This is a genomic window from Mesorhizobium sp. U510 (assembly GCF_059180695.1).
Map to the genome: position 1 here is coordinate 3,734,395 of NZ_CP180532.1, position 20,091 is coordinate 3,754,485.

At 62.5% G+C, this 20,091-nt stretch carries 22 protein-coding genes; 14 read left to right on the forward strand and 8 right to left on the reverse strand.

Annotated elements, in window-relative coordinates; all coding sequences use genetic code 11:
* The first annotated feature begins 82 nt into the window (after window positions 1-82).
* The 4 genes from pgsA (at window position 83) to ACLGL5_RS19500 (ending at window position 2,283) form a co-directional block, all read left to right on the forward strand.
* Window positions 83-679, forward strand: coding sequence for a CDP-diacylglycerol--glycerol-3-phosphate 3-phosphatidyltransferase (gene pgsA, locus ACLGL5_RS19485; RefSeq protein WP_010915213.1), 597 nt, complete (start codon window positions 83-85; stop codon window positions 677-679).
* A 1-nt stretch (window position 680) separates the two neighbouring features.
* Entirely contained in the window at window positions 681-938 is a 258-nt protein-coding gene (gene moaD / locus ACLGL5_RS19490) for a molybdopterin converting factor subunit 1 (RefSeq protein ID WP_019857311.1), read from the forward strand.
* Window positions 939-943: 5 nt separating this feature from the next.
* Window positions 944-1,423, forward strand: a complete 480-nt coding sequence (locus ACLGL5_RS19495; protein ID WP_069091821.1) for a molybdenum cofactor biosynthesis protein MoaE — start codon at window positions 944-946, stop codon at window positions 1,421-1,423.
* A gap of 95 nt (window positions 1,424-1,518) precedes the next feature.
* Window positions 1,519-2,283, forward strand: a complete 765-nt coding sequence (locus ACLGL5_RS19500; RefSeq protein WP_069091822.1) for a YbaY family lipoprotein — start codon at window positions 1,519-1,521, stop codon at window positions 2,281-2,283.
* 60 nt (window positions 2,284-2,343) lie between these two features.
* Here ACLGL5_RS19500 and ndk read toward each other — a convergent pair whose 3' ends face one another.
* Window positions 2,344-2,766 (reverse strand): nucleoside-diphosphate kinase, encoded by a 423-nt coding sequence (gene ndk, locus ACLGL5_RS19505; RefSeq protein ID WP_019857314.1) that lies wholly within the window; start codon window positions 2,764-2,766, stop codon window positions 2,344-2,346.
* A gap of 284 nt (window positions 2,767-3,050) precedes the next feature.
* Between ndk and ACLGL5_RS19510 the strand changes: the two genes are divergently transcribed.
* Entirely contained in the window at window positions 3,051-3,323 is a 273-nt protein-coding gene (locus tag ACLGL5_RS19510; RefSeq protein ID WP_019857315.1) for a DUF2934 domain-containing protein, read from the forward strand.
* Between the two features lie 83 nt (window positions 3,324-3,406).
* Here the strand turns inward: ACLGL5_RS19510 and ACLGL5_RS19515 are convergent, their stop codons facing one another.
* A complete protein-coding gene (locus tag ACLGL5_RS19515; RefSeq protein WP_069091823.1) occupies window positions 3,407-4,099 on the reverse strand; it encodes a glutathione S-transferase family protein in 693 nt (230 codons plus the stop codon).
* Between the two features lie 67 nt (window positions 4,100-4,166).
* Here ACLGL5_RS19515 and ACLGL5_RS19520 point away from each other — a divergent pair, with 67 nt between their 5' ends.
* Window positions 4,167-4,679 (forward strand): DinB family protein, encoded by a 513-nt coding sequence (locus ACLGL5_RS19520; protein ID WP_019857317.1) that lies wholly within the window; start codon window positions 4,167-4,169, stop codon window positions 4,677-4,679.
* A gap of 23 nt (window positions 4,680-4,702) precedes the next feature.
* Here ACLGL5_RS19520 and ACLGL5_RS19525 read toward each other — a convergent pair whose 3' ends face one another.
* Both ACLGL5_RS19525 and ACLGL5_RS19530 read right to left on the reverse strand, forming a co-directional pair.
* Window positions 4,703-5,278: a GNAT family N-acetyltransferase gene (locus tag ACLGL5_RS19525; protein WP_027046687.1), complete on the reverse strand. Its 576-nt coding sequence runs from the start codon at window positions 5,276-5,278 to the stop codon at window positions 4,703-4,705.
* An 80-nt stretch (window positions 5,279-5,358) separates the two neighbouring features.
* A complete protein-coding gene (locus tag ACLGL5_RS19530; protein ID WP_019857319.1) occupies window positions 5,359-6,318 on the reverse strand; it encodes a LysR substrate-binding domain-containing protein in 960 nt (319 codons plus the stop codon).
* Window positions 6,319-6,430: 112 nt separating this feature from the next.
* Here ACLGL5_RS19530 and ACLGL5_RS19535 point away from each other — a divergent pair, with 112 nt between their 5' ends.
* From ACLGL5_RS19535 to ACLGL5_RS19550, 4 genes are all read left to right on the forward strand, one after another.
* Window positions 6,431-7,267: a hypothetical protein gene (locus ACLGL5_RS19535; RefSeq protein ID WP_019857320.1), complete on the forward strand. Its 837-nt coding sequence runs from the start codon at window positions 6,431-6,433 to the stop codon at window positions 7,265-7,267.
* A 45-nt stretch (window positions 7,268-7,312) separates the two neighbouring features.
* Window positions 7,313-8,239, forward strand: coding sequence for a DMT family transporter (locus tag ACLGL5_RS19540; protein WP_019857321.1), 927 nt, complete (start codon window positions 7,313-7,315; stop codon window positions 8,237-8,239).
* On the forward strand, window positions 8,232-8,435 hold the full coding sequence (locus ACLGL5_RS19545) for a hypothetical protein (RefSeq protein ID WP_019857323.1): 204 nt from the start codon (window positions 8,232-8,234) through the stop codon (window positions 8,433-8,435). The genes ACLGL5_RS19540 and ACLGL5_RS19545 overlap by 8 nt, the downstream gene beginning before the upstream one ends.
* A 152-nt stretch (window positions 8,436-8,587) precedes the next feature.
* Complete coding sequence (locus tag ACLGL5_RS19550; RefSeq protein WP_019857325.1) at window positions 8,588-9,046, forward strand: Ros/MucR family transcriptional regulator; 459 nt, start codon at window positions 8,588-8,590, stop codon at window positions 9,044-9,046.
* 75 nt (window positions 9,047-9,121) lie between these two features.
* Here ACLGL5_RS19550 and ACLGL5_RS19555 read toward each other — a convergent pair whose 3' ends face one another.
* Window positions 9,122-9,793, reverse strand: a complete 672-nt coding sequence (locus tag ACLGL5_RS19555) for a Crp/Fnr family transcriptional regulator (protein ID WP_069091824.1) — start codon at window positions 9,791-9,793, stop codon at window positions 9,122-9,124.
* A gap of 916 nt (window positions 9,794-10,709) precedes the next feature.
* Here ACLGL5_RS19555 and ACLGL5_RS19560 point away from each other — a divergent pair.
* Window positions 10,710-12,587 carry an ABC-F family ATP-binding cassette domain-containing protein gene (locus ACLGL5_RS19560; protein WP_020628819.1) on the forward strand — a complete coding sequence of 626 codons (1,878 nt, stop codon included), beginning with the start codon at window positions 10,710-10,712 and terminating at the stop codon, window positions 12,585-12,587.
* Between the two features lie 64 nt (window positions 12,588-12,651).
* On the opposite strand, the gene ACLGL5_RS19565 is transcribed toward ACLGL5_RS19560, so the two are convergent.
* From ACLGL5_RS19565 to ACLGL5_RS19575, 3 genes are all read right to left on the reverse strand, one after another.
* Window positions 12,652-13,479 carry an aldo/keto reductase gene (locus ACLGL5_RS19565; RefSeq protein ID WP_027046688.1) on the reverse strand — a complete coding sequence of 276 codons (828 nt, stop codon included), beginning with the start codon at window positions 13,477-13,479 and terminating at the stop codon, window positions 12,652-12,654.
* A 103-nt stretch (window positions 13,480-13,582) separates the two neighbouring features.
* Complete coding sequence (locus ACLGL5_RS19570) at window positions 13,583-14,458, reverse strand: NmrA family NAD(P)-binding protein (RefSeq protein WP_069091826.1); 876 nt, start codon at window positions 14,456-14,458, stop codon at window positions 13,583-13,585.
* A 38-nt stretch (window positions 14,459-14,496) separates the two neighbouring features.
* Window positions 14,497-15,777 carry a serine hydrolase domain-containing protein gene (locus ACLGL5_RS19575; protein ID WP_069091827.1) on the reverse strand — a complete coding sequence of 427 codons (1,281 nt, stop codon included), beginning with the start codon at window positions 15,775-15,777 and terminating at the stop codon, window positions 14,497-14,499.
* Between the two features lie 178 nt (window positions 15,778-15,955).
* Here ACLGL5_RS19575 and ACLGL5_RS19580 point away from each other — a divergent pair, with 178 nt between their 5' ends.
* From ACLGL5_RS19580 to ACLGL5_RS19590, 3 genes are all read left to right on the forward strand, one after another.
* Window positions 15,956-16,858: a LysR family transcriptional regulator gene (locus ACLGL5_RS19580; protein ID WP_069091828.1), complete on the forward strand. Its 903-nt coding sequence runs from the start codon at window positions 15,956-15,958 to the stop codon at window positions 16,856-16,858.
* Window positions 16,859-17,075: 217 nt separating this feature from the next.
* Complete coding sequence (locus tag ACLGL5_RS19585) at window positions 17,076-19,181, forward strand: molybdopterin-containing oxidoreductase family protein (protein ID WP_069091829.1); 2,106 nt, start codon at window positions 17,076-17,078, stop codon at window positions 19,179-19,181.
* Window positions 19,182-19,281: 100 nt separating this feature from the next.
* Window positions 19,282-20,085, forward strand: a complete 804-nt coding sequence (locus ACLGL5_RS19590; protein ID WP_069091830.1) for an arginase family protein — start codon at window positions 19,282-19,284, stop codon at window positions 20,083-20,085.
* The last annotated feature ends 6 nt before the right edge of the window (window positions 20,086-20,091 follow it).

Genomic DNA, 20,091 nt, shown 5'->3' on the forward strand with positions numbered 1-20,091 from the left:
CAGCTGGCCAGTCGAATCTGGCCTGTTGACCCCCTACATTCGCTTCTGATTTGAGTACGCAGGCAGAAAGAGTCCACCAGATATGGCCCAGCGCGCGTTCAACCTGCCCAACATGCTGACCTACGCCCGCATCATCGCGGTGCCGCTGGTGGTGCTGTGCTTTTTTCTCGAAGGCCATCTGAAATCGAGCGACTTCGCCCGCTGGTCGGCGCTGGTCATTTTTCTGCTGGCATCCGTCACCGATTATTTCGACGGCTATTTTGCGCGCGCCTGGCAGCAGACCTCCAATATCGGCAAGATGCTCGACCCGATCGCCGACAAGCTGCTGGTCGCGACCTGCCTTTTGCTGCTGGCGGCCGACACCGATCGCCATGCCGGCATCGCCGGCTGGTCGCTGTGGGCGGCCATCATCATCCTGTGCCGCGAAATCCTGGTTTCCGGCCTGCGCGAATATCTGGCGGCACTCAAGGTCTCGGTGCCGGTGACGCAGCTTGCCAAGTGGAAGACCACCATCCAGATGGTCGCCATCGCATTCCTGCTGGCAGGACCGGCCGGTGACAAGATCTTCCCGCTGACGACGCAGACCGGTCTTGTGCTGCTGTGGATCGCCGCACTCGTCACGCTCTACACCGGCTACGACTATTTCCGCGCCGGCCTCAAGCACATCATGGACGAGTGAGATGACGACCCGCCTTATCTATTTTGCCTGGGTGCGCGAACGGATCGGCATGCCTCAAGAGGATGTCGAATTGCCCGCCGGCATCGAGACCGTCGCCGACCTTTTGCGCTGGCTGCAATCGCGCGGCGAGGGCTACGAACACGCGCTGCAATATCCCGACGTGATCCGCGTTGCCATCAACCAGGAACATGTCGACCACCGCGAAAAGATATCGGGCGCGCGCGAGATCGCGCTGTTCCCGCCGATGACCGGAGGTTGACACCCATGTCGGCCGTCCTGGTGCCGACCGTGCGCATCCAGCGCGAGGATTTCGACGTCGCCGCCGAGATCGCCGGACTGACGCAAGGCCGCAGCGACATTGGCGCGGTGGTTTCTTTCTCCGGCCTCTGCCGCGATGAGCAGGGCGCGCTCTCGGCACTGGAGCTCGAACATTATCCCGGCATGGCGGAGGCCGAGATCGGCCTTATCGCCACCGAGGCGGTCGAGCGCTGGCCGCTGCAGGGCCTCACCGTCATCCACCGCCATGGCAAGGTTCGTCCGGGCGAGAATATCGTGCTGGTGGTGGCCGCCTCCGGCCATCGCCAGGCCGCGTTCGAAGCGGCGAACTTTCTCATGGATTACCTCAAATCGCGCGCGCCCTTCTGGAAGAAGGAGCATCGCGCCGATGGTTCCGAAGGTGGCTGGGTCGAGGCCAAGGAAACCGACGCCCAGGCGGCAAAGCGCTGGAAGTCACCGTCCGAATAAATCCAGTCGCAGCCATGTATTGACCGCAATCCTTTGGCCAATTGCGTGAGGTTGATCAGCCCCGGGGATTGGCAGTCCGGGCAAGGGAGGTGGTCATGCTGGACAGGTTCGCGGAGTTCTTCGTCTTCGGTTTCGTGCCTCTGGTCGTCGGCATCCTGGCGGTACCGGAACTGTCCGTGGCCGCCGAAAAGGCGGTGAGGGGCGAGGTGATCTATCGCGAACGCATCGCCCTGCCGCCCAGCGCCGTGCTTTCCGTCCAGCTTGCCGATGTTTCACTGGCAGATGCACCGGGCAAGATCATCGGCGAGCAGACGGTCAAGCCGGCCGGCCAGGTGCCGATCAGCTTCGAGATCAAGTTCGATCCTTCGGTGGTCCGGTCGCAGATGACCTATGCGCTGCAGGCGCGGATCACCGTTGACGGCAAGTTGATGTTCATTTCCGATGTGCGCCATCAGCTGGACCCGCTGACTGACGCGCCGCAGACCATCATGCTGAAAATGGTGGCGTCAGGCGCCGAGCCGGCGGCTTCCGTCTTTGGCCAGCTCTGGGTGCTCGACTACGTCGATGGCATTGGCGCCATCACCGCGCCGCAGGCGACGCTCAGGGTCAGCGAGGCTGGCAAGGCGGGCGGCAGCGGCCCCTGCAACACCTATTTCGCCACCGCCAAGGTCGATGGCCAAGCGATCGCCATCAGCGACATCGGCTCGACCTACAAGGCCTGCGCGCCGGAGGTGATGGCCGAGGAAAAGGCGTTGTTCGATGCCTTGGCCAAGGCGGCGTCCTACAAGGTCGATGCCGGCAAGCTCGCCATATCGGACAAGGACGGCCGCGAAATCCTGCGCTTCAGCGCCGCGAGCTGATCGCCAAATGAAAAGGCCGGCGAAGCGCCGGCCTTTTGCATGAGATTTTGCAGTATCGGCTCAGCCGACGATCTCGGTGTCCGAGAACCAGTACTTGATCTCCTGCGCGGCGGTTTCCGGCGCGTCGGAGCCGTGCACCGAATTCTCGCCGATCGACAGCGCGTGGACCTTGCGGATGGTGCCTTCGGCGGCGTTGGCCGGGTTGGTGGCGCCCATCACTTCGCGGTTCCTGGCAATGGCATTCTCGCCTTCCAGCACCTGGACGATCGTCGGAGCCGACGACATGAACTCGACCAGTTCGCCGAAGAAGGGACGGTCCTTGTGGACGGCGTAGAAACCTTCCGCCTCGCGGCGGCTCATCCAGACGCGGCGCGATGCGATGACGCGCAGGCCGGCGTCTTCGAGCATCTGGGTGATGGCGCCGGTGAGGTTGCGCCGGGTCGCGTCCGGCTTGATCATGGAAAAGGTGCGTTCGAGCGCCATGGGGTTTCCTTGTCTGAGAAATGGAATTGAGAGTGGCGGGCTCTATACAAGCCGCCCGGCCCATTGCCAAGGGGTGAGGAGCGGTCCGCGAAGCGGACGGAAAGCCGATTGCCTGGCTTTCAGAATGACGAGTGCCCAAAGCGGGGATCGAAGGGCCGGAGCGCTACGCACATGTATGTCAGGCCGGCAAGCCGTCAGGCGACATCAGACGGCTGCACAGCAACGCTTTGCTTGCTATAGTCACGCGTCGGCGCCGCGCTGAAGTCGGCCCGAATGGAGACAACATGACCATGGCAGACGATCGTCAGGAGCGCATTCGCAACCGCGCACATCAGATCTGGCAGGAAGAGGGGCAACCGGCCGGTCACCACGAACGCCATTGGCACCAGGCGGCAGCCGATATCGATCGGGAAGATGCGGGCAAGCCGTCGGCAGCCAAGAAGCCGGCCAAGAAGGCATCTGGCGCCAGCAAGGCCAAAGCCGCTCCAAAGGAAGAGAAAGCTGTCGCGAAAGCCAGCAAGCCGAAGACCAGCAAGCCAAAGAAGGCGGCCAAGTAGGCCCGCTGTCCTGCCGCTGATTCTCGCCACGGATGGACGGCGCGTCCAATCTGCCTTGCGGGCAGGGCAAGCGCTTGCGGCCGTCAGGCCGCTGCCGCAACCTTTCGTCCCAGCCCGCCATGCAGGTCGAGGCAACGCGCGAACCATTGCGCCACGGCATCGCTGTCTTCAAGCAGCTGGTAGGGCGTGGCGATGCGCGCCCATTGCAGCGCGCCGAAGACGATGTAATCCGCAAACAGCGGTGAGGCGCCGCCGATGAAAGGCTGGTAGCCCAGCATCGAGCGCAGCGGTTCGAGCGAAGTCCGAAACGCCGCCAGGCCGGCATCGCGCGCCGCGACGACATCTTCCAGCTGCCTGCCGAAGCGCTGCTCCCGGCTCTGCCGGAAATACACGGCGTTTTCTTCGTCCTGCATGGCATGGAGGTCGACGAGCGCCGCAGTGGTGACGTAGGGATGGATGGTCAATTGCGACCAGCGCTCGATGAAGCGCGCCATCGCCTTGCCACCGTCGCCGCCAAACAGCGTCGGCCGGTCCGGATAGGCGTCCTCGAGATAGAGCGCGATGTAGAAGGAATCGATGACGACCTTGTCGCCGTCGCGGATCACCGGAACGGTTTTCGAGGCGCCGCCCTCGATGGCGGGCACCTCGAGAAAACGCGTCGGCGCGGTCGAGATATCGAGCCCCTTGTGGGCCAGCGCCATTGTCGCCTTCCAGCAATGCGGACTGAACGGACGGCTCTCGTCACGCCCGACGAGCTCATAAAGCAGAATGGTCATTGGCGCGGGTCTCTTTGCGGTCTAGGTATCGCTCGCGACACCCCGAAACGGGGCGGCGGGAGAAAAGATGAAACAGCACTTCATGATGTTTGCGGCGTATAATCAATGGGCCAATGGCCGCATCTATGATGCCGCCGCGGACCTTGATGAAGAGGAATTCAATCGCGACGTCGGCGCCTTCTTCGGCTCGCTGATGGGCACCCTCAACCATCTGCTCGCCGCCGATCGCATCTGGATGAAGCGCTTCACCGGCGAGGGCGACGCGCCGACGGCGCTGGATGCCATACTGCATCGGGCCTTGCCCAAGCTGAGGACGGCGCGCGAGGCCGAGGACCGGCGGATCATCGACTGGCTCTCCGGCTTGAGCGACAAGGCGCTGTCGGGCCGCTTCACCTATATGACCCTGTCGGACATGCGCACCGTCTCGCAGCGTCTTGCGCCCGCGCTGGCGCATGTCTTCAACCACCAGACCCATCATCGCGGCCAGGCGCATATGATCCTGACTGTCCTCGGCCGTCCTTCCGTGCCGCTCGATCTGGCGCATTTCCAGCGTACCGAAGAGGGCAGGGCTTTCGCCTGATCCGGGCGAACGGCCTGCGCCGACTACCGTCGCATCTTCTGCAGAAGCATGGCCTTCACGTCAGGCCATTCGGAATCGATGATGCTGAACCGCACGGAATTGCGTTTCCTGCCGTCTGGCATGATCCGCTCGTTGCGAACGATCCCTTCCTGCTTTGCCCCTATCCGCAGAATGGCCGCTCTCGATGCGTCATTGAGTTCATCGGTGGTGAACTGCACTCGCACACACGCCATGACCTCGAAGGCATGGGCCAGGAGAAGGTACTTTGCCTCGGTATTGACCCCTGATCGCTGAACCGAAGCGCTGAGCCACGTGTGCCCAATCTCCAATTTTCTGTTCATGCGATCGATCTTCCAGAACCGCGTACTCCCGCAGATCGCTCCCGTGCCGCGCAGCACGATTGTATAAGGCATGACGGTCCCGGCCCGTCGTCCAGCCAGGGCGCAGGCTACATAGTCATCGATCGTGGCTGGCCCGGGAACCACGGTGGCCGCGAGGTTCCACAGCTCACCGTCCGCGGCCGCACACAGAAGGCCCTGCGAATGCCCCGGCTGAAGCGGCTTGAGTTCCACAATCTTGCCGGCCAGGACGGGTTGCATGGATTGGACGTCCATTAACCGATGGCTCTCAATTTTCTGACCGGCGGTCATCGGGGGACAATTGGGCGCTGATACGAATTTCAGACAGCTTCGGTAGCCAGGTCGCGGATTTCACTGTCCAATTGGCGTTGCGTCGAAGCCGCTTCCGCCATGACCCATTGTTTGAACAGCAGCACCTTACGTGCGGCAAAGCACTTCTGGGGGGAGACGAAATACCAGCCGGCGGTATTCGGATGGTGGACGGCAAAGGGAGCGACCAGCCTTTCGGCGCGGATGTCGCTGGCCATATAGGCACGGTTGGCCACGGCAAAGCCCATTCCGGCATTGGCGGCCTCATAGGACATCATGCACGAGTCGAAATAGATGCTTTTGGTCTCGCTGAGCACGAAGCTGGCACCGGCAAAGCCAAGCCAGGACTGCCAGTTCTGGGTGCAGGTGTCGGAATGCAGAAGGGTGAAGTGCCTGAGATCGTCAGGCTCCACCTTGGACACCGGCTTGTCGCCGAGAACCTCATGGAACAGTTTGCGGCTGCACACCGGTGTCAGGTCCTCCCGAAACAGCAGATCGGATGGCAGCCCGTTGAAATGGCCGTCGCCATAGCGGATTTCGAGATCGAAATCCGAGGTCGAGAACTCATGCGTCGCGTAGGAGGTCGAAACCCGCATCACGATATCGGGATGTCGCCGCTGGAACTCCGGCAGGCGCGGAAACAGCCAGCGTGCTGCGAAGGTCGGCAGCACGGATATCTTCAGCACATGTTCCTGCGATTGCCCGGTCGCTTCCATGCTGGCGGCGACGATCCGCTCCAGCGCCTCGCGAACGCGCGAGACATAGGTCTCGCCTTCCGGCGTCAGCGACACCGCATTGCCACCGCGCTGGAAAATCTTGAAGCGCAACTGATCCTCCAGGCTCTTGACGCGCTGGCTGACCGCTGACGCAGTGATGAACTGCTCCTCTCCGGCTCGCGTGAAATTCCCGTGGCGCGCAGCACTCTCCACGATTTTCAGCGAATTGAGGTTGACCTGACTGAGCAAACGCACCGGCTTCGACCTTAAGCTGGGCTTACACTAGCACCAGCATTCCTAATTTTACAGGGGGTGCTAATTTAATCGACTGTTAACCAAGTGTTTGCCCCCCACTTGGAGAAGTACAATGAACGCACATACCATACCCGATCTGCGCTATGCGATGAGCCGCGAGGCCATTATCGGCCACGAAACCGCCTGGAAAGTGTCGAGTTTCGGCGTTGCACAGTATCTGCATGGCTATGACCCGGCGCTGCTCGCGGCAATCGAGGAGGCCGCCTTGAAGCTCAAGGACAGCCACGCCGTGCACAAGCACCTCGACCTGACCTTCATCACCGGCGCCGACCGTTTCATTCCCGAAATCAAGGAGTTGCTGCACGACAAGCTGCGCCTCGAGCGGCTGTCCGACATGATGGGCACGAAACTTGAGCCCTATCCGCTGTCGATCGTCGGTTCGACCGTCACCTTCATGAATCCCAGGGATGGCGCCGTCGAATGGCATTGCGACGGCGTTCCGGTTACCGAACTCATTCCGCTGTCGATCAGCGATCCGCTCGTCGGCGGCCATCTCGAAATCTATTGCGACGATTCCGAGACCGGCCGCGCCATCCTCGAATCCGGCCGCGAGATCCCGCGCAACCGCATCATGCGCATCGATCACAAGATGAACTACGCGACGCTCGGGCAGTTCCTTGGCGTCCTGCATCGCACCGCCCCGATCCAGTATGGCGAGCGCGTCACCCTAGTGCTCAACCAGCGTTCGGTGGCCAAGCCCTATGTCGACGACAACCGCATGTTCTATCTCGCCGCCGACAATGATCACGACCGTGAATGGGTCAACGAACTGGCTGAAGACGTCTGGACCAACCAGTTGCCGGCCTATCGCCGGTTCGAGGCGGAACATCCGACGCCCACCCCGGCCGCCGAAGCACAGGTTTCGGGCGGAGCCAGGGAATCATGGTAGTCAACCATAATCCCGAAAAGTGGGAGCCGGTCTTCGGACGAGATCATGGTCCAACACAGGGATAGAGCCCGAGGCCGATTGTTTTGGCATGGATCAGGCTCGATATCCGCGCTGCTCTTTGCTGCCGGCGCGGTGACTTTGTGGTCGACCAATGCTTTGGTCGGCAAATCCCTGCTGGCAACCCATCCGGTATCGCAAGTTCAGTTCCTGCAATTTGCGGGAGCTGCATTGGTCTTCGCCTTGATCCGGTTCATGAGCCGCGAGGAAGCGCCGCCAATGGCGCCAAGGGCGGCACTCGCACCTCTCGCGGTCGGATTCATCGGTCTGGTCGGCACCATGGTGCTGCAATACATCGCCTTCGCCTCGATGCCGGTGATCGAAGCCAATCTCGTGGCCTACACCTGGCCCTTGATGGTCGCCGCGGCAGTGATCGCCTTCGACAATCCCCGGCGCCCGGTCTTGCTGGGTCTTGCCGCGGCCCTTGGCTTCGTGGGTGTTGCGCTAGTGATTTCGGGAGGGCGTGAGAGCAGCTGGTTCCAGGGCGATATCGTCGGCTATTTCGCCGCATTTGGATCTGCGCTGTGCATGGCTTTCTATTCGGTGATGGTGGGACGGCTCGCCACTTCGCCCGATCGCCTGCTGCTGCCTTCGTCGCTGGTCGGTGTCGCCTTGACGCTTTTTTGGTCCGCTGGCGAAGGCGTCGCCTGGCCCTCCGGCGTCGATCTCGCCCTGGGACTCTATCTCGGCGCCGGTCCGATGGGGCTGGGTTATTACTTTTGGTCGCGGGCCTTGAAGCTCGAAGGCAGCGGCAAGGTCGCGGTCGTCGCTTATCTCACGCCGATTGCCTCGACGTTGCTGCTGACCCTGTCCGGCGAACGGTTGACGACAACCGCCATTGCCGGGGCCGTCCTCGTCATCGGCAGTTGTATCGCGGTCGGACTGGAGCGCTCGGAGGCGCAAGACTATGTTTGACGACAATGAACGTCTCGCCAGGCAGGAAGCGCATTGGCTGATCAAGGAATTTGGTGCCGAAGCACCGCTCTACGCGGCGATGAAGGCCGAAAAGGCAATTGAGCAGAAGGATTTCGGGCGCTGTGCCCGTTGGCGGCGTATTCTTGAGATATTGGCCGATACCCGGACGACCAAGTCTGCTGCTTCCAAGTATTAGATTTTCTAAATTGCGCAGCGTGCATTTCCCATAAAGATAGTTGACGCCAAGTCTTGATTCGTTTTGGTACTTGGCGGGCCGTTGGGGGGACGCGGTTAAAGAGATACGTCGACGAAGTCTTCGCTGGGGTGGATGACTTTCTCGCAAATAGGATGAAAGAATTGTCAAATATCGAGGATAAGACCGTTATAGAGCTAACGGCCGATATTGTCTCGGCCTATGTAGGCAACAATCCGCTACCAGCTTCCGGCCTGCCTGACCTGATTGCCAGCGTCAGCGCCTCGGTTCGAAAGTTGGCTGGCGCGGTCGTCGTAGAAAGCCCGAGCCTGGTTCCGGCCGTAAACCCGAAAAAGTCGGTGTTTCCCGACTACATCATCTGCCTGGAAGACGGAAAGAAGTTCAAGTCGCTCAAGCGACATCTCAGGACAGACTATGGTCTGAGCCCGGACGACTATCGGGCCAAATGGAGCTTGCCGCCGGACTATCCGATGGTCGCTCCCAATTACTCGGCGACCCGGTCGGCGCTGGCAAAGTCGACGGGACTTGGCCGCAAACCGGCAGCCGCACCGGCTGCCGTGGCAAAGGGAGCCAAGCGCAAGGCGGCTGGCTAAGCGGGAAGCGCCCCGGCCAGTTGGCCTAGACGCGACAGCCAATAGAACCCGGAAGGCGGCTTTGCCCTTCCGGGTTCACCGTCTGATTTGTGGTTGATCGTGCAGAACCACGTTCAGCAACGAACTGTGCACCACGAGTTTCCCATTGTACTCGATGAATCCGAGGTCGCGGAACTTGTTCATGAAGTAGCTGACTCTCGGTCGCGTTGTGCCGATCATTTCGGCAAGCGTCTCTTGGTTGACCTTGCCGAGAATGGGTTCTGGCTTTCCTTCCTTGCCGAAATTTGCAAGCAGCAGAAGTGCCCGTGCCAGGCGCTTTTCGCTCGAATTGAAAAGCTGATCGACCAGATCCTCTTCGACACGGATGGTTCGTGTCAGAAGATGCGCGATGAACATTTCCGAAAAGGCCGGCTCATCATGAATGACGCGAATGATCGCCTTCTTGTCCAACTGCATGATCTCGCAATCGGTCATCGCAACCGCCGTTGCCATGCGCCGGGTCTGGCCGGCCAAGCAACCTTCGCCGAAGAAATCGTCGGTCCCCATTATGGCGACGACAGCTTCCTTTCCCTGTTCGGACAGGACACTGATTTTGACCTGGCCCTCATTGATGTAGAAGACCGAAGCCGCGACATCGCCTTGCGAGAATATCTTCTGGTTGGGTCCATAGCGTGTGATGGTGCGCCCGAGATCTGCTTTCGCCAGAAAAACCTTCGGGTCGAACGGCTGATCTGATCTTCCTTCCATCAATGACCCCATCCACTGACCAGATTGGATTTTATCACGATGCTGACGAGGCTTCAGCCTTGATGAAACAGAATCCGATATCTCGCGAAACCGGTCAATATTGACCAGACGCGGCCCGCTGCGAAGACTATCCAAATGCGGTCGGCGTCATTCGGGTCTTCCTCCCCCGATCTCCTGGCGTCTTGAAGAGTCCCTGGCCGGGGCTTCGTCACGTAAGGCACGCCCGCCGCAGTGTTCGGAATGGTTGGGAAGTCGGCCTGCGATGTCGATGCTAACAAGACGTCGCTGCAGTTCCCTGTGCCAAGGTTCCTTGGGATGCAACTTCATCCCGCAATGTGTCGGCAATTTCCATCAAACTATGCCCAGCCTCGGGATGGGCGTCGAGCAACAGACTGGCAACGGCTGCTATGTCCAGCCTGCGCCGACGCCGCTGGGCATCGGAAACGGCGTCTGCGATCTTGAGCGCCAACGGAAGCGTGGGCATCCTCAAATCTCCATGCCGCCTTGGTTCATTCGGGCGGACCCGGTTTTCCGATTGATGCCGAGCCGTTTCCTTTGCCATGCTGAAAAATCCCCGGCCGGGGTTCTGCTGTCGTAACCAAACGTGGTTGGGGGGCAGTCCGGTTTCGTCAGCTCGTGAAGCGTAGGACGCGCGTCGGGCGCCCGTCTGTTCAATATTGACCACCACGGCGCGGACAGTGTGGCGATAGACTTTGCCTTTAGCCTTCGAGGATTTTCCGGTGATGAGCGCAGGCGCGTTTCGCGATCAGGCCTTCGGCGGTCGTCGAGGACAGGCACGAATTTCACGGACAAGGCCACCATTCGCCTCGCGCTCCCGCCTGTGTTTCAGGCCTTGTGCGGCCAACTGGCCCGGAAGGTCTTGCGAAGCGTTGATGTCCAGTGCAAAAGCGCGGCCATGCTGATCATCAACGACCTTTCGCTCCGCATGGCCGGGCGCCTGCTTCTCGACCATGCCTCGCTGACCTTGCCGGCCGGCACCAAGGCCGGCCTTGTCGGCCGCAACGGTACCGGCAAGACGACGCTGTTCAAGGCCATCACCGGCGATTTTCCCTCCGAGACCGGCTCGATCAGCCTGCCGAAGAACACGCGCATCGGCCAGGTGGCGCAGGAAGCGCCGGGAACCGAGGAGCCGCTGATCGAGATCGTGCTCAAGGCCGACCTCGAACGCACGGCGCTGCTCGAAGAGGAAAAGACCGCCACCGATCCGCACCGCATCGCCGACATCCACATGCGGCTGGCCGACATCGACGCTCATTCGGCCGAGTCCCGCGCGGCAACCATCCTCGCCGGCCTCGGCTTCGACGACGCGGCGCAGCGCCGGCCGGCCTCGTCCTTCTCCGGCGGCTGGCGCATGCGCGTGGCATTGGCCGCCGTGCTGTTTTCAGAGCCTGATCTGCTCCTGCTCGACGAGCCGACCAACTATCTCGACCTCGAAGGCACGCTGTGGCTGGAAAACTACGTGTCGAAATACCCGCACACCGTGCTTCTGATTTCGCACGATCGCGACCTGCTCAACCGTGCCGTCAACTCGATCGTTCATCTCGACCAGAAGAAGCTGACCTTCTGGCGCGGCGGCTACGATCAGTTCGAGCGCCAATACACCGAGCAGAAGGAATTGCAGGAAAAGGGTCGCGTCAAACAGGAGGCCGCCCGCAAGCACATGGAATCCTTCGTCGAGCGGTTCCGCGCCAAGGCGTCCAAGGCCAGACAGGCGCAGTCACGCATCAAGGCCCTGGAAAAGATGAAGCCGATCGCGGCGATCGTGAACGATTCGGTGCGGCCGTTCTCTTTTCCCGAACCGGTGAAGACCGTGGCCTCGCCGATCGTGGCGCTGAACAACGTCAATGTCGGCTACACCGAAGGCCAGCCGATCCTGAAGAAAATGACGTTGCGCATAGACGCCGACGACCGCATCGCGCTGCTTGGCGCCAACGGCAACGGCAAGTCGACCTTCGCCAAGCTGCTGTCGGGCCGGCTCAAGCAGGAGAGCGGCACGATGACGGTGGCGCCCGGGCTGAAGGTGGCGATCTTCGCCCAGCATCAGCTCGACGATCTGCGTCCGGAGGAAAACGCCTATGAGCATGTCCGCCGGCTGATGCCGGAGGCGCCGGAGTCCAAGGTGCGCGGTCGTGTTGCCCAGTTCGGTCTGACGACCGAGAAGATGAATACGCCAGCCAAGGACTTGTCCGGCGGCGAGAAGGCACGGCTTTTGATGGGCTTGTCGGCCTTCGAGGGGCCGAACCTGTTCATCCTCGACGAGCCGACCAACCATCTCGACATCGACAGCCGTGAATCGCTGATCCATGCGCTCAACGAATTTCCCGGGGCTGTCATCCTGATCTCGCACGACCGCCATTTGCTTGAGGCGACCGCCGACCGGCTCTGGCTGGTCAAGGACGGGGCGGTCAATCCGTATGAGGGCGACCTGGAGGACTACAAGACGCTGGTCACCGGCGTGTCCGGCGACCGCCGCGGCAGGCGCGAGGCCGACAAGGCGTCAAAAGCCGACCGCCGCCGCGATGCGGCGGCGCGCCGCGCCGCCTTCGAACCGCTGGCCAAGGAAATCCGCGCCACAGAAGCGCTGATGGACCGCATCCGCAAACGCATCGACGGCATCGAGGACGAACTGGCCAATCCGGCGATCTACGAAAAGGATCCCTCGACGGCGACGCGCCTGGCCAAGGAGCGCTCGCAGCTCGCCCAGACGCTGGCCGGCCACGAGGAAAAATGGCTGACCATGTCGGCCGAGTATGAGGAAGGCACGGCGGAGTAGGGCGGCCGACCTCGTCGCAAACCGCGATTGGGACCGATCACAGCGCCAGCCCCATGCCGCGATTTCATGCAGCGGCATTCCAATCGGGTGCGAAGGGTGGCCGGACGAAGCGCTGGTCCTTCGGCAGAGCAGCAATCGTCGCGCGATCCTCATCGTCGAGCCGAATGCCGAGCGCATCGAGATTGGACTTCTGGCTTTCGGGGCGCGCGGCTTTCGGGATCACGATGACGCCCTCCTGGTCCAGAAGCCAGGCGATGGCCATCTGCGCTGCGCTGCAGCCATGCTTGCGCCCGAGGCCGGCGAGCGTTGCGTCACTGGCGGCCCGGCCCTGGGCGAGCGGCGCGTAGGCCGTCAAGGGGATGCCGTTGCCCCGCAGGTAGGACAGCATCCGGTCCTGCGACAGGAATGGGTGGTATTCGAGCTGGACGCTCGCGATCGGCGCACCGATCTCCTCCACGGCGCGGCGGATCATCGGCAGGTTGAAGTTGCACACGCCGATCGCACGCGTGAGGCCTTGCTCCCGCAGCGACATCAACGCTTCCAGCGTCGCCTTGATGTCCAAGTCTTTGGACGGCCAGTGGATCATGTAAAGATCGACATGGTCGAGCCTCAGCTTGCCCAGGCTGATGTCAAAGGCCCGGCGCAACGCATCCGGCGCAAGTTGGTCGTGCCATACCTTCGTCGTGACGAAGAGCTCGTTCCGGTTCACGCCGGACGCTGCTATGGCGGCGCCGACGGCGGCTTCGTTCTCGTACATCGCCGCGGTGTCGATATGTCGGTAGCCGAGCGCAATGGCGCTCTCGACGACCGGCTGGGCGTCGTCCCCTGGCATGCGGAACGTACCGAAACCGAGGCGCGGGATCGCAACGCCCTGCGTGATGATCGATTCCATGATGATTTCCTTTCGAAACTGTGGCGATGGCAGGGCACGGGCGACCGCCACCGCTTCGCGCCAGCGACTGGTTCGCAAGTCCATGCGCCAAATCGTGACCGTGTCAGGTGGCTGACCGGCTCGCCGCGACGAGGTTGGTGATAACGCTATCGAGCGTCGTTGTCCCTTTGATCGCCGACCGGCCTTGGTCGCTGAACTCGATCCAGCCCTCGTTGAAGCCGTCAAGCATCCGGATCCGCGGCAACGGATTTTGCGTACCTTGGGAACGGAAGATTTGCTCCCAGCTCTCGCGTGGCACCGTCTCGACCTTGACCGGGCGCTCCAGCACCGTGGCGAAGGCGCGGGCGAGATCGTTGGGCGAGACGCGGACAGGCCCCTCCAGTTCGATGACCCGCGTCCCGATCCAATTCTCCTGAAGCAGCACGGCGGCCAGGCGCCCGACATCTTGCGTCGCGACCATCGGCAACGGCCTGTCGGCCGGCTGCAGGAAGCTGCGCAGCACGCCTTCGTCACGCGCCGAGGGAATGTCCCAGAGCGCATTCTCCAAGAACCAGCCGGGCCTTAGGAAGGTGACCGGAAGCCCGATCCCGTCCAGCGCCTGTTCCATCAGCGTGCGCTGGGTCAGCAGGTTCTCGTGCGGCGCGTCCGCGCCGATGGTCGACAGGCAGACCACCTTGCCGGGACGCGCCTCGGCCAAGGCAGCGGTCACGGCCGAGATGACGCGCATAGCCTCGGGAAAGCCGGGTTCCGGATCGAACTCGGAGGGCGGCAGGATGAAGACGCCCGCAGCCTCCCTGAAGGCCGAGGCCAGGCTTGCCGCATCGTCCATCTCGGCCAAGGCGACATCACAGCCGCGACGTCTCCACTCCGCTGCCTTGGCCGCGTCACGCAGGACGGCGCGGACAGGCAATCCCTCGGCGAGAAGGCTGCGCGCAAGCGCGCCGCCGACCTTGCCGGTTACTCCGGTGATTGCATACATGGTGGTTCTCCAAAAGGTTGGTGTCGATCGCCAGGGGTTCAGGCGAGCCCGGCATAGAGACCGCGCTCGAACGCGCCGTAGAGCGCGACGACCCGCTCGTCGTAGAAGGGCAGGACCTGGGTGAAAAGCGCGCCGGTGACGTGCTTCACCGGGTCGAGCCAGAAGTAGCAGTTGAGCAGACCTGCCCAGGAGATGCTGCCGGCGGAGCGCCCATTCGGTCCTGGCTGCGTGTTGATGTCGAAGGACAGGCCCCATTTATGCGGCTGTTGCGGGAACTGGTCGAAGCTGCGGGAATAGGACGGCTGCGCCGAGCGCATCTCCTGGACGCTCAGCTCGCCGATCTGGTTCTGCATCATCATGGCGACCGTCTCCGGACGCAGGATTCGCGCGCCATGCAGCGCGCCGCCATTCAGCAGTGCCTGCAGGAAGGCCATATAGTCCCGCGGTGTCGAGAAGGCACCGCCGCCGCCCATGAAGAACTCCGGCCGTTGCGGCATCTCGAAGGGCGCCGGCTCCAGCCCGCCATCGGCCCCGCGGTTGTGGAAGGTGGCGACGCGCCGCTTCTGCTTGGTGCCGATCAGGAAGCCTGAATCCCTCATGCCGAGCGGCGCGAAGATGTTCTCGCGGAAGTAGATTTCGAGCGACTGATCGGACACCGCTTCGACGAGCTTGCCGATCCAGTCCATGCTGATGCCGTATTCCCACCGTTCGCCGGGTTCGAATTCGAGCGGGGCGGTGAAAGCTGCGTTCTTGCAGGTCGCGATGTCGGGCATGCCCGTCACCTTCTCGTAGCGGGTCAGAGCCTCGCTCCAGATCGAGTAGGTGTAGCCGGAAGTATGCGTCAGCAGATGGCGCACCTTGATCGCGCGCTTGGCCGGCCGCAGTCGCGGCGTTCCATTCTCGGCAAAGCCGTCAAGAACCTGCGGCGAGGCCAGCTCAGGCAGGTATTTCGCCGCGTCGTCGTCCAGATTGAGGCGGCCCTGCTCGATCAGCTGCATGCAGGCCGTAGCCGTGAAAGCCTTGGTCATCGACAGCAGCCAGAACACCGTGTCGAGCGTCATCGGCGCCCCCGTTGCAGTGTTCGCCTTGCCGAAGGCACCCTCATAGACCATGCCTTTCGGCGTCGCCGCGACGGCGATGACGCCGGCCACGTCGTTCTTCGAAACGCCTTCGCGCAGGGCGGCGTCGATCGCCTTGAACCGCATCGACGAACCGGCTGGCGTTGTCTTGGCCAGAGCGGGGCTGACCGCATCGAGAGCCAGGATGGCCCCCAGCATTCCGCCGCGCTGAAGCATCGTTCTGCGTGTGAGGTGATTCATGGCTAACTCCTTTCCGGATCGAAGGAAATCCGACCTGCTCAGCCTCTCTCGGCCGGCACTGCGGTGACGCCATGCTTGTACGTCTCGCCATCCAGTGATTCACGCGCATTAAGATCAGTGTTATGATGACTAGAAATCACCGATCCTCGTCATCGGGGTGTAGGCGAAGGGAGATCGAATGGTTTTCGACACGCGGCTTCTCACCGGCGTCGGGGTCCTGGCAGCGGTCACGGAGGCCGGGAACTTCGCCCGTGCCGCGGAGATGCTCGGCCTGACGCCATCGGGGGTAAGTCGGGCCATCGCGCGTCTGGAGGCCAGGGTCGGCGTGCGGCTCTTCGATCGCAATCCACGCGAGGTCAGCCTGACCGAGGAAGGCCGGCGCTTCCATGCGCAGGTGATGCCGCTGCTCGCAGGCTTGGATGAGGCTGCGGCCGAGGCCGCGGGCGCGGCGGCGGTGGTGCGCGGCCGGCTGCGCGTATCGGTGGACCCGTGGTTCGCACGCACGGTGCTCGCAGGCGGGCTGCAGCGGTTCCTCGCTCGCTATCCACTGCTCGTGCTGGATTTATTGACCAGCAACTATCGCGAGGAGATGATGAGCGGCGTGGACGTGGCGATACGCTTCGGGCCGCCCGATGCGTCGTCCCTTATCGTGCGCAAACTCCTGGAAGCCCAGATTCTGACGGTTGCGGCGCCGGCCTATCTCGAACGGCATGGCGAGCCGCGATCGCCGAACGACCTTGTCCACCACGAGGCGCTTCTCTTCCGCGATCCCCAGACCGGCCTTCCTTTTCCATGGGAGTTTCACCGAGGCGGAGAGATCGTCGAGGTCAAGATCCCAAGCCGTCTGGTGCTGGATGATCCTTCCGTCGCGGTCACGGCCTGCGTCGCGGGCCAAGGCATTTTCCAAAGCCTCGCCATCGGCCTGTCGCCGTTCCTGGCACGGGGAGACCTCGTGCCGATCCTGCCGGAGTGGTCGGAAGAACTTTACCCACTCTACGCCTACCACCCATCACGCCATCTGCCGCCGGCCAAGGTCAGGGCATTCCTGGATTTTATCCAGGAGATTGCCGTTGGGTTGTAATCGATACCGGAGGCCATCGATGTCGATGGAACTATGGATCGAAGCAGGCAGCGCATGTCCGGCGCCACATACGCTGTGCGGGATGCGGTGCTTGCAATGCGTCGCCACACATCGGGTGGAAGTCGCCACATATCGGGTAGAAAAGGCATCCCCGAAAGGCAGTCTATGGGCAAAACTGGCCCTACACGCCACGTTCGGAACCAGCTAAACATCCCCCATGAACCAGCACGCCAAGCTTCGCATCGGCCATTCGGCCTGTCCGCATGATTGCCCGTCCACCTGCGCGCTCGAGGTCGAGTTGCTCGACGGCAACCGCATCGGCCGTGTCCATGGCGCCAAGGCCAACACCTACACATCCGGCGTCGTCTGCGCCAAGGTCGCGCGCTATGCCGACCGCGTCCACCACCCCGACCGCTTGCTGAAGCCGCTGATCCGCGCCGGCGCAAAAGGCGACGGCGTCTGGCAGGAAGCGAGCTGGGAGGCCGCGCTCGACCTCGTCGCCGAAAGGTTCATCGCGGCCGAAGACAAATACGGCTCGGAGACGGTCTGGCCTTACTTCTATGCCGGCACGATGGGGCTGGTGCAGCGCGACGGCATCGAAAGGCTGCGTCATGCCAAGAAGTATTCGGGCTTCTTCGGGTCGATCTGCACCAATCTCGCCTGGACTGGCTGGATGATGGGGGCGGGCGCCTTGCGTGGGCCCGACCCGCGCGAAATGGCGAAATCCGACTGCGTGGTGATCTGGGGCACCAATGCCGTGGTCACGCAGGTCAATGTGATGACCCATGCCATCAAGGCGCGCAAGGAACGCGGCGCTAAAATCGTCGTCATCGACGTCTATGAAAACGCGACGATGAAGCAGGCCGACATGGGCCTGGTGCTGAAACCCGGCACCGACGGCGCGCTGGCCTGCGCGGTCATGCATGTGCTGTTCAGGGAAGGCCTGGCCGACCGTGCCTATCTCGAAAAATACACCGACGATCCGAAGGGTTTGGAAGAGCATCTTAGGACGCGAACCCCTGAATGGGCGGCCCAGATCACGGGCTTATCGGTCGCCGAGATCGAAGCCTTTGCCCGCCTCGTTGGCACGACCAGGAAAACCTATTTCCGTCTCGGCTACGGCTTTGCCCGCCAGCGTAACGGCGCCGTCAACATGCATGCCGCCTCCTGCATCGCCGCGGTCACAGGAAGCTGGCAGTATGAGGGCGGCGGCGCCTTCCATTCGAATTCCGGCATCTTCAAGCTCAACCAGGAGGTGCTGGAAGGCACCAGGATGCGCGATCCGTCCATCCGCTATCTCGACCATTCGCGCATCGGTCCGGTGCTGACTGGCGCCGGCGACGCGCTCTACGGCGGACCGCCAGTGACGGCGATGCTGATCCAGAACACCAACCCGGTGAATGTCGCGCCTGAGCAGCGGCTGGTGAAGCAGGGCTTTCTGCGCGACGACCTGTTCACTTGCGTGCACGAGCAGTTCATGACCGACACCGCCAGGCTGGCCGATGTGGTGCTGCCGGCGACGATGTTTCTGGAGCATGACGACGTCTACAAGGGCGGCGGCAACCAGCACATCACGCTCGGGCCAAAGCTGATCGAGCCACCGGAAGGGCCGCGCACCAACCATTTCGTCATCGAGCAACTGGCCGAGCGCCTCGGCGTCGCCGACCGCCCGGGCTTCGGCCTGACAGAACAGCAGCACATCGACATCATTCTCGGCAAGCGTGGGCTGGGCAGTTTCGACAGCTTGAAAGAGCAGAAATGGGTCGATCTGCAGCCGGATTTCGAGGCCGCACATTTTATCAACGGGTTTGGCCATGCGGATGGTAAATTTCGCTTCCGCGCCGACTGGACCGGCCAGGCGGCTCCCAACCGGCCGCCGAAGAGCATGGGCCTGTTCGGACCGGTGGAGCGCCTGCCAGAGTTTCCCGACCATGTCGACCTGATCGAAGTGGCCGACGAGGCGCATCCGTTCCGGCTGACGACCTCGCCGGCGCGCAACTTCCTCAACTCGACCTTTGCCGAAACGCCGGTGTCGAAGGAAAAGGAAGGCAGGCCGGCATTGCTCCTCCATCCCGACGACGCGGCGGATCTTGGGCTTGCCGACGGCGACCGTGTCGAGGTCGGCAACCCGCGCGGCGAGTTGGTGCTGCACGCGAAATTCTTCGACGGCATCAAGCGCGGCGTGGTGATCGCCGAAGGCATCTGGCCGAACAGCGCGCATGAGCGCGGCGAGGGCATCAACGTGCTGACCGGAGCCGATGCGCCGGCGCCCTATGGCGGCGCCGCCTTCCACGACAACAAGGTCTGGCTGCGCAAGGCCTAGCCGATCTCAATCCCTGGCACGGACCTGGCCCAACCAGCTCTCGTCGCAACGGCCAACTCGTACCGGTATAGAGGCTCTCTCTGCATCGGGGAGGACGTCGATGACAGGCGCGATTTCGCTTCTGGGAATACCGCATGACGAGAACTCGTCCCATCTGCGCGGCTCGGCCGACGCCCCAGCGCTGATCAGGCGGGAGCTGCCTGGCGACGCCCACAGTTCGTGGAGCGAAACCGGCTTCGATCTGACGGATCGCTTCCTCGACCATGGCGACATCGACTTTGCCGGCGCCGGCGACCCCTGGGAACGCATCGAAAGCGAGGTCGGACGCGCGCTGAATGCCGGCCATCCGCTGATCAGCCTGGGTGGCGATCACGCCATTGCCTGGCCGGTTCTGCGTGCCGTGCGGCGGCGCCACCCTAGCCTGACGATCGTCCAAATCGATGCACACCCCGATATCTATCCTGCCTATCAGGCCAATTTGCGCTCCCACACCTCGTCCTTCGCCCGCATCATGGAGGAGCGGTTGGCCGACCGGCTGATTCAGATCGGCCTGCGCACCCTCAACGACGACCTTCGCGGCCAGATCGGGCGCTTCGGCATCGAGGTGGTCGAGGCGCGCCATGTCAGCGAGGGCCTGCGGCTCGACCTCACAACACCAGTCTATGTCTCGATGGATCTCGACGGGCTCGACCCCGCCTTTGCACCCGGCGTCTCGCACCGCGAGCCCGGCGGGCTGTCGACCCGGCAGGTCATCAACCTCATTCAAGGCATCGACCAGCCGATCGTGGCCGCCGATATTGTCGAATACAATCCAAGCCAGGATCTCTCCAACATGACGGCGCTTGTCGCCTCCAAGCTGACGAAGGAGATCGCCGGCATGATGCTGAAGACTGCACCGGGATAGGGCAGG

Coding starts and splice junctions, on each gene's coding strand:
- pgsA (WP_010915213.1), top strand. CDS start 83: ATGGCCCAGCGCGCGTTCAACCTGCCCAACATGCTGACCTACGCCCGC.
- moaD (WP_019857311.1), top strand. CDS start 681: ATGACGACCCGCCTTATCTATTTTGCCTGGGTGCGCGAACGGATCGGC.
- ACLGL5_RS19495 (WP_069091821.1), top strand. CDS start 944: ATGTCGGCCGTCCTGGTGCCGACCGTGCGCATCCAGCGCGAGGATTTC.
- ACLGL5_RS19500 (WP_069091822.1), top strand. CDS start 1,519: ATGCTGGACAGGTTCGCGGAGTTCTTCGTCTTCGGTTTCGTGCCTCTG.
- ndk (WP_019857314.1), bottom strand. CDS start 2,766: ATGGCGCTCGAACGCACCTTTTCCATGATCAAGCCGGACGCGACCCGG.
- ACLGL5_RS19510 (WP_019857315.1), top strand. CDS start 3,051: ATGACCATGGCAGACGATCGTCAGGAGCGCATTCGCAACCGCGCACAT.
- ACLGL5_RS19515 (WP_069091823.1), bottom strand. CDS start 4,099: ATGACCATTCTGCTTTATGAGCTCGTCGGGCGTGACGAGAGCCGTCCG.
- ACLGL5_RS19520 (WP_019857317.1), top strand. CDS start 4,167: ATGAAACAGCACTTCATGATGTTTGCGGCGTATAATCAATGGGCCAAT.
- ACLGL5_RS19525 (WP_027046687.1), bottom strand. CDS start 5,278: ATGCAACCCGTCCTGGCCGGCAAGATTGTGGAACTCAAGCCGCTTCAG.
- ACLGL5_RS19535 (WP_019857320.1), top strand. CDS start 6,431: ATGAACGCACATACCATACCCGATCTGCGCTATGCGATGAGCCGCGAG.
- ACLGL5_RS19540 (WP_019857321.1), top strand. CDS start 7,313: ATGGTCCAACACAGGGATAGAGCCCGAGGCCGATTGTTTTGGCATGGA.
- ACLGL5_RS19545 (WP_019857323.1), top strand. CDS start 8,232: ATGTTTGACGACAATGAACGTCTCGCCAGGCAGGAAGCGCATTGGCTG.
- ACLGL5_RS19550 (WP_019857325.1), top strand. CDS start 8,588: ATGAAAGAATTGTCAAATATCGAGGATAAGACCGTTATAGAGCTAACG.
- ACLGL5_RS19555 (WP_069091824.1), bottom strand. CDS start 9,793: ATGGAAGGAAGATCAGATCAGCCGTTCGACCCGAAGGTTTTTCTGGCG.
- ACLGL5_RS19560 (WP_020628819.1), top strand. CDS start 10,710: ATGCTGATCATCAACGACCTTTCGCTCCGCATGGCCGGGCGCCTGCTT.
- ACLGL5_RS19565 (WP_027046688.1), bottom strand. CDS start 13,479: ATGGAATCGATCATCACGCAGGGCGTTGCGATCCCGCGCCTCGGTTTC.
- ACLGL5_RS19570 (WP_069091826.1), bottom strand. CDS start 14,458: ATGTATGCAATCACCGGAGTAACCGGCAAGGTCGGCGGCGCGCTTGCG.
- ACLGL5_RS19575 (WP_069091827.1), bottom strand. CDS start 15,777: ATGAATCACCTCACACGCAGAACGATGCTTCAGCGCGGCGGAATGCTG.
- ACLGL5_RS19580 (WP_069091828.1), top strand. CDS start 15,956: ATGGTTTTCGACACGCGGCTTCTCACCGGCGTCGGGGTCCTGGCAGCG.
- ACLGL5_RS19585 (WP_069091829.1), top strand. CDS start 17,076: ATGAACCAGCACGCCAAGCTTCGCATCGGCCATTCGGCCTGTCCGCAT.
- ACLGL5_RS19590 (WP_069091830.1), top strand. CDS start 19,282: ATGACAGGCGCGATTTCGCTTCTGGGAATACCGCATGACGAGAACTCG.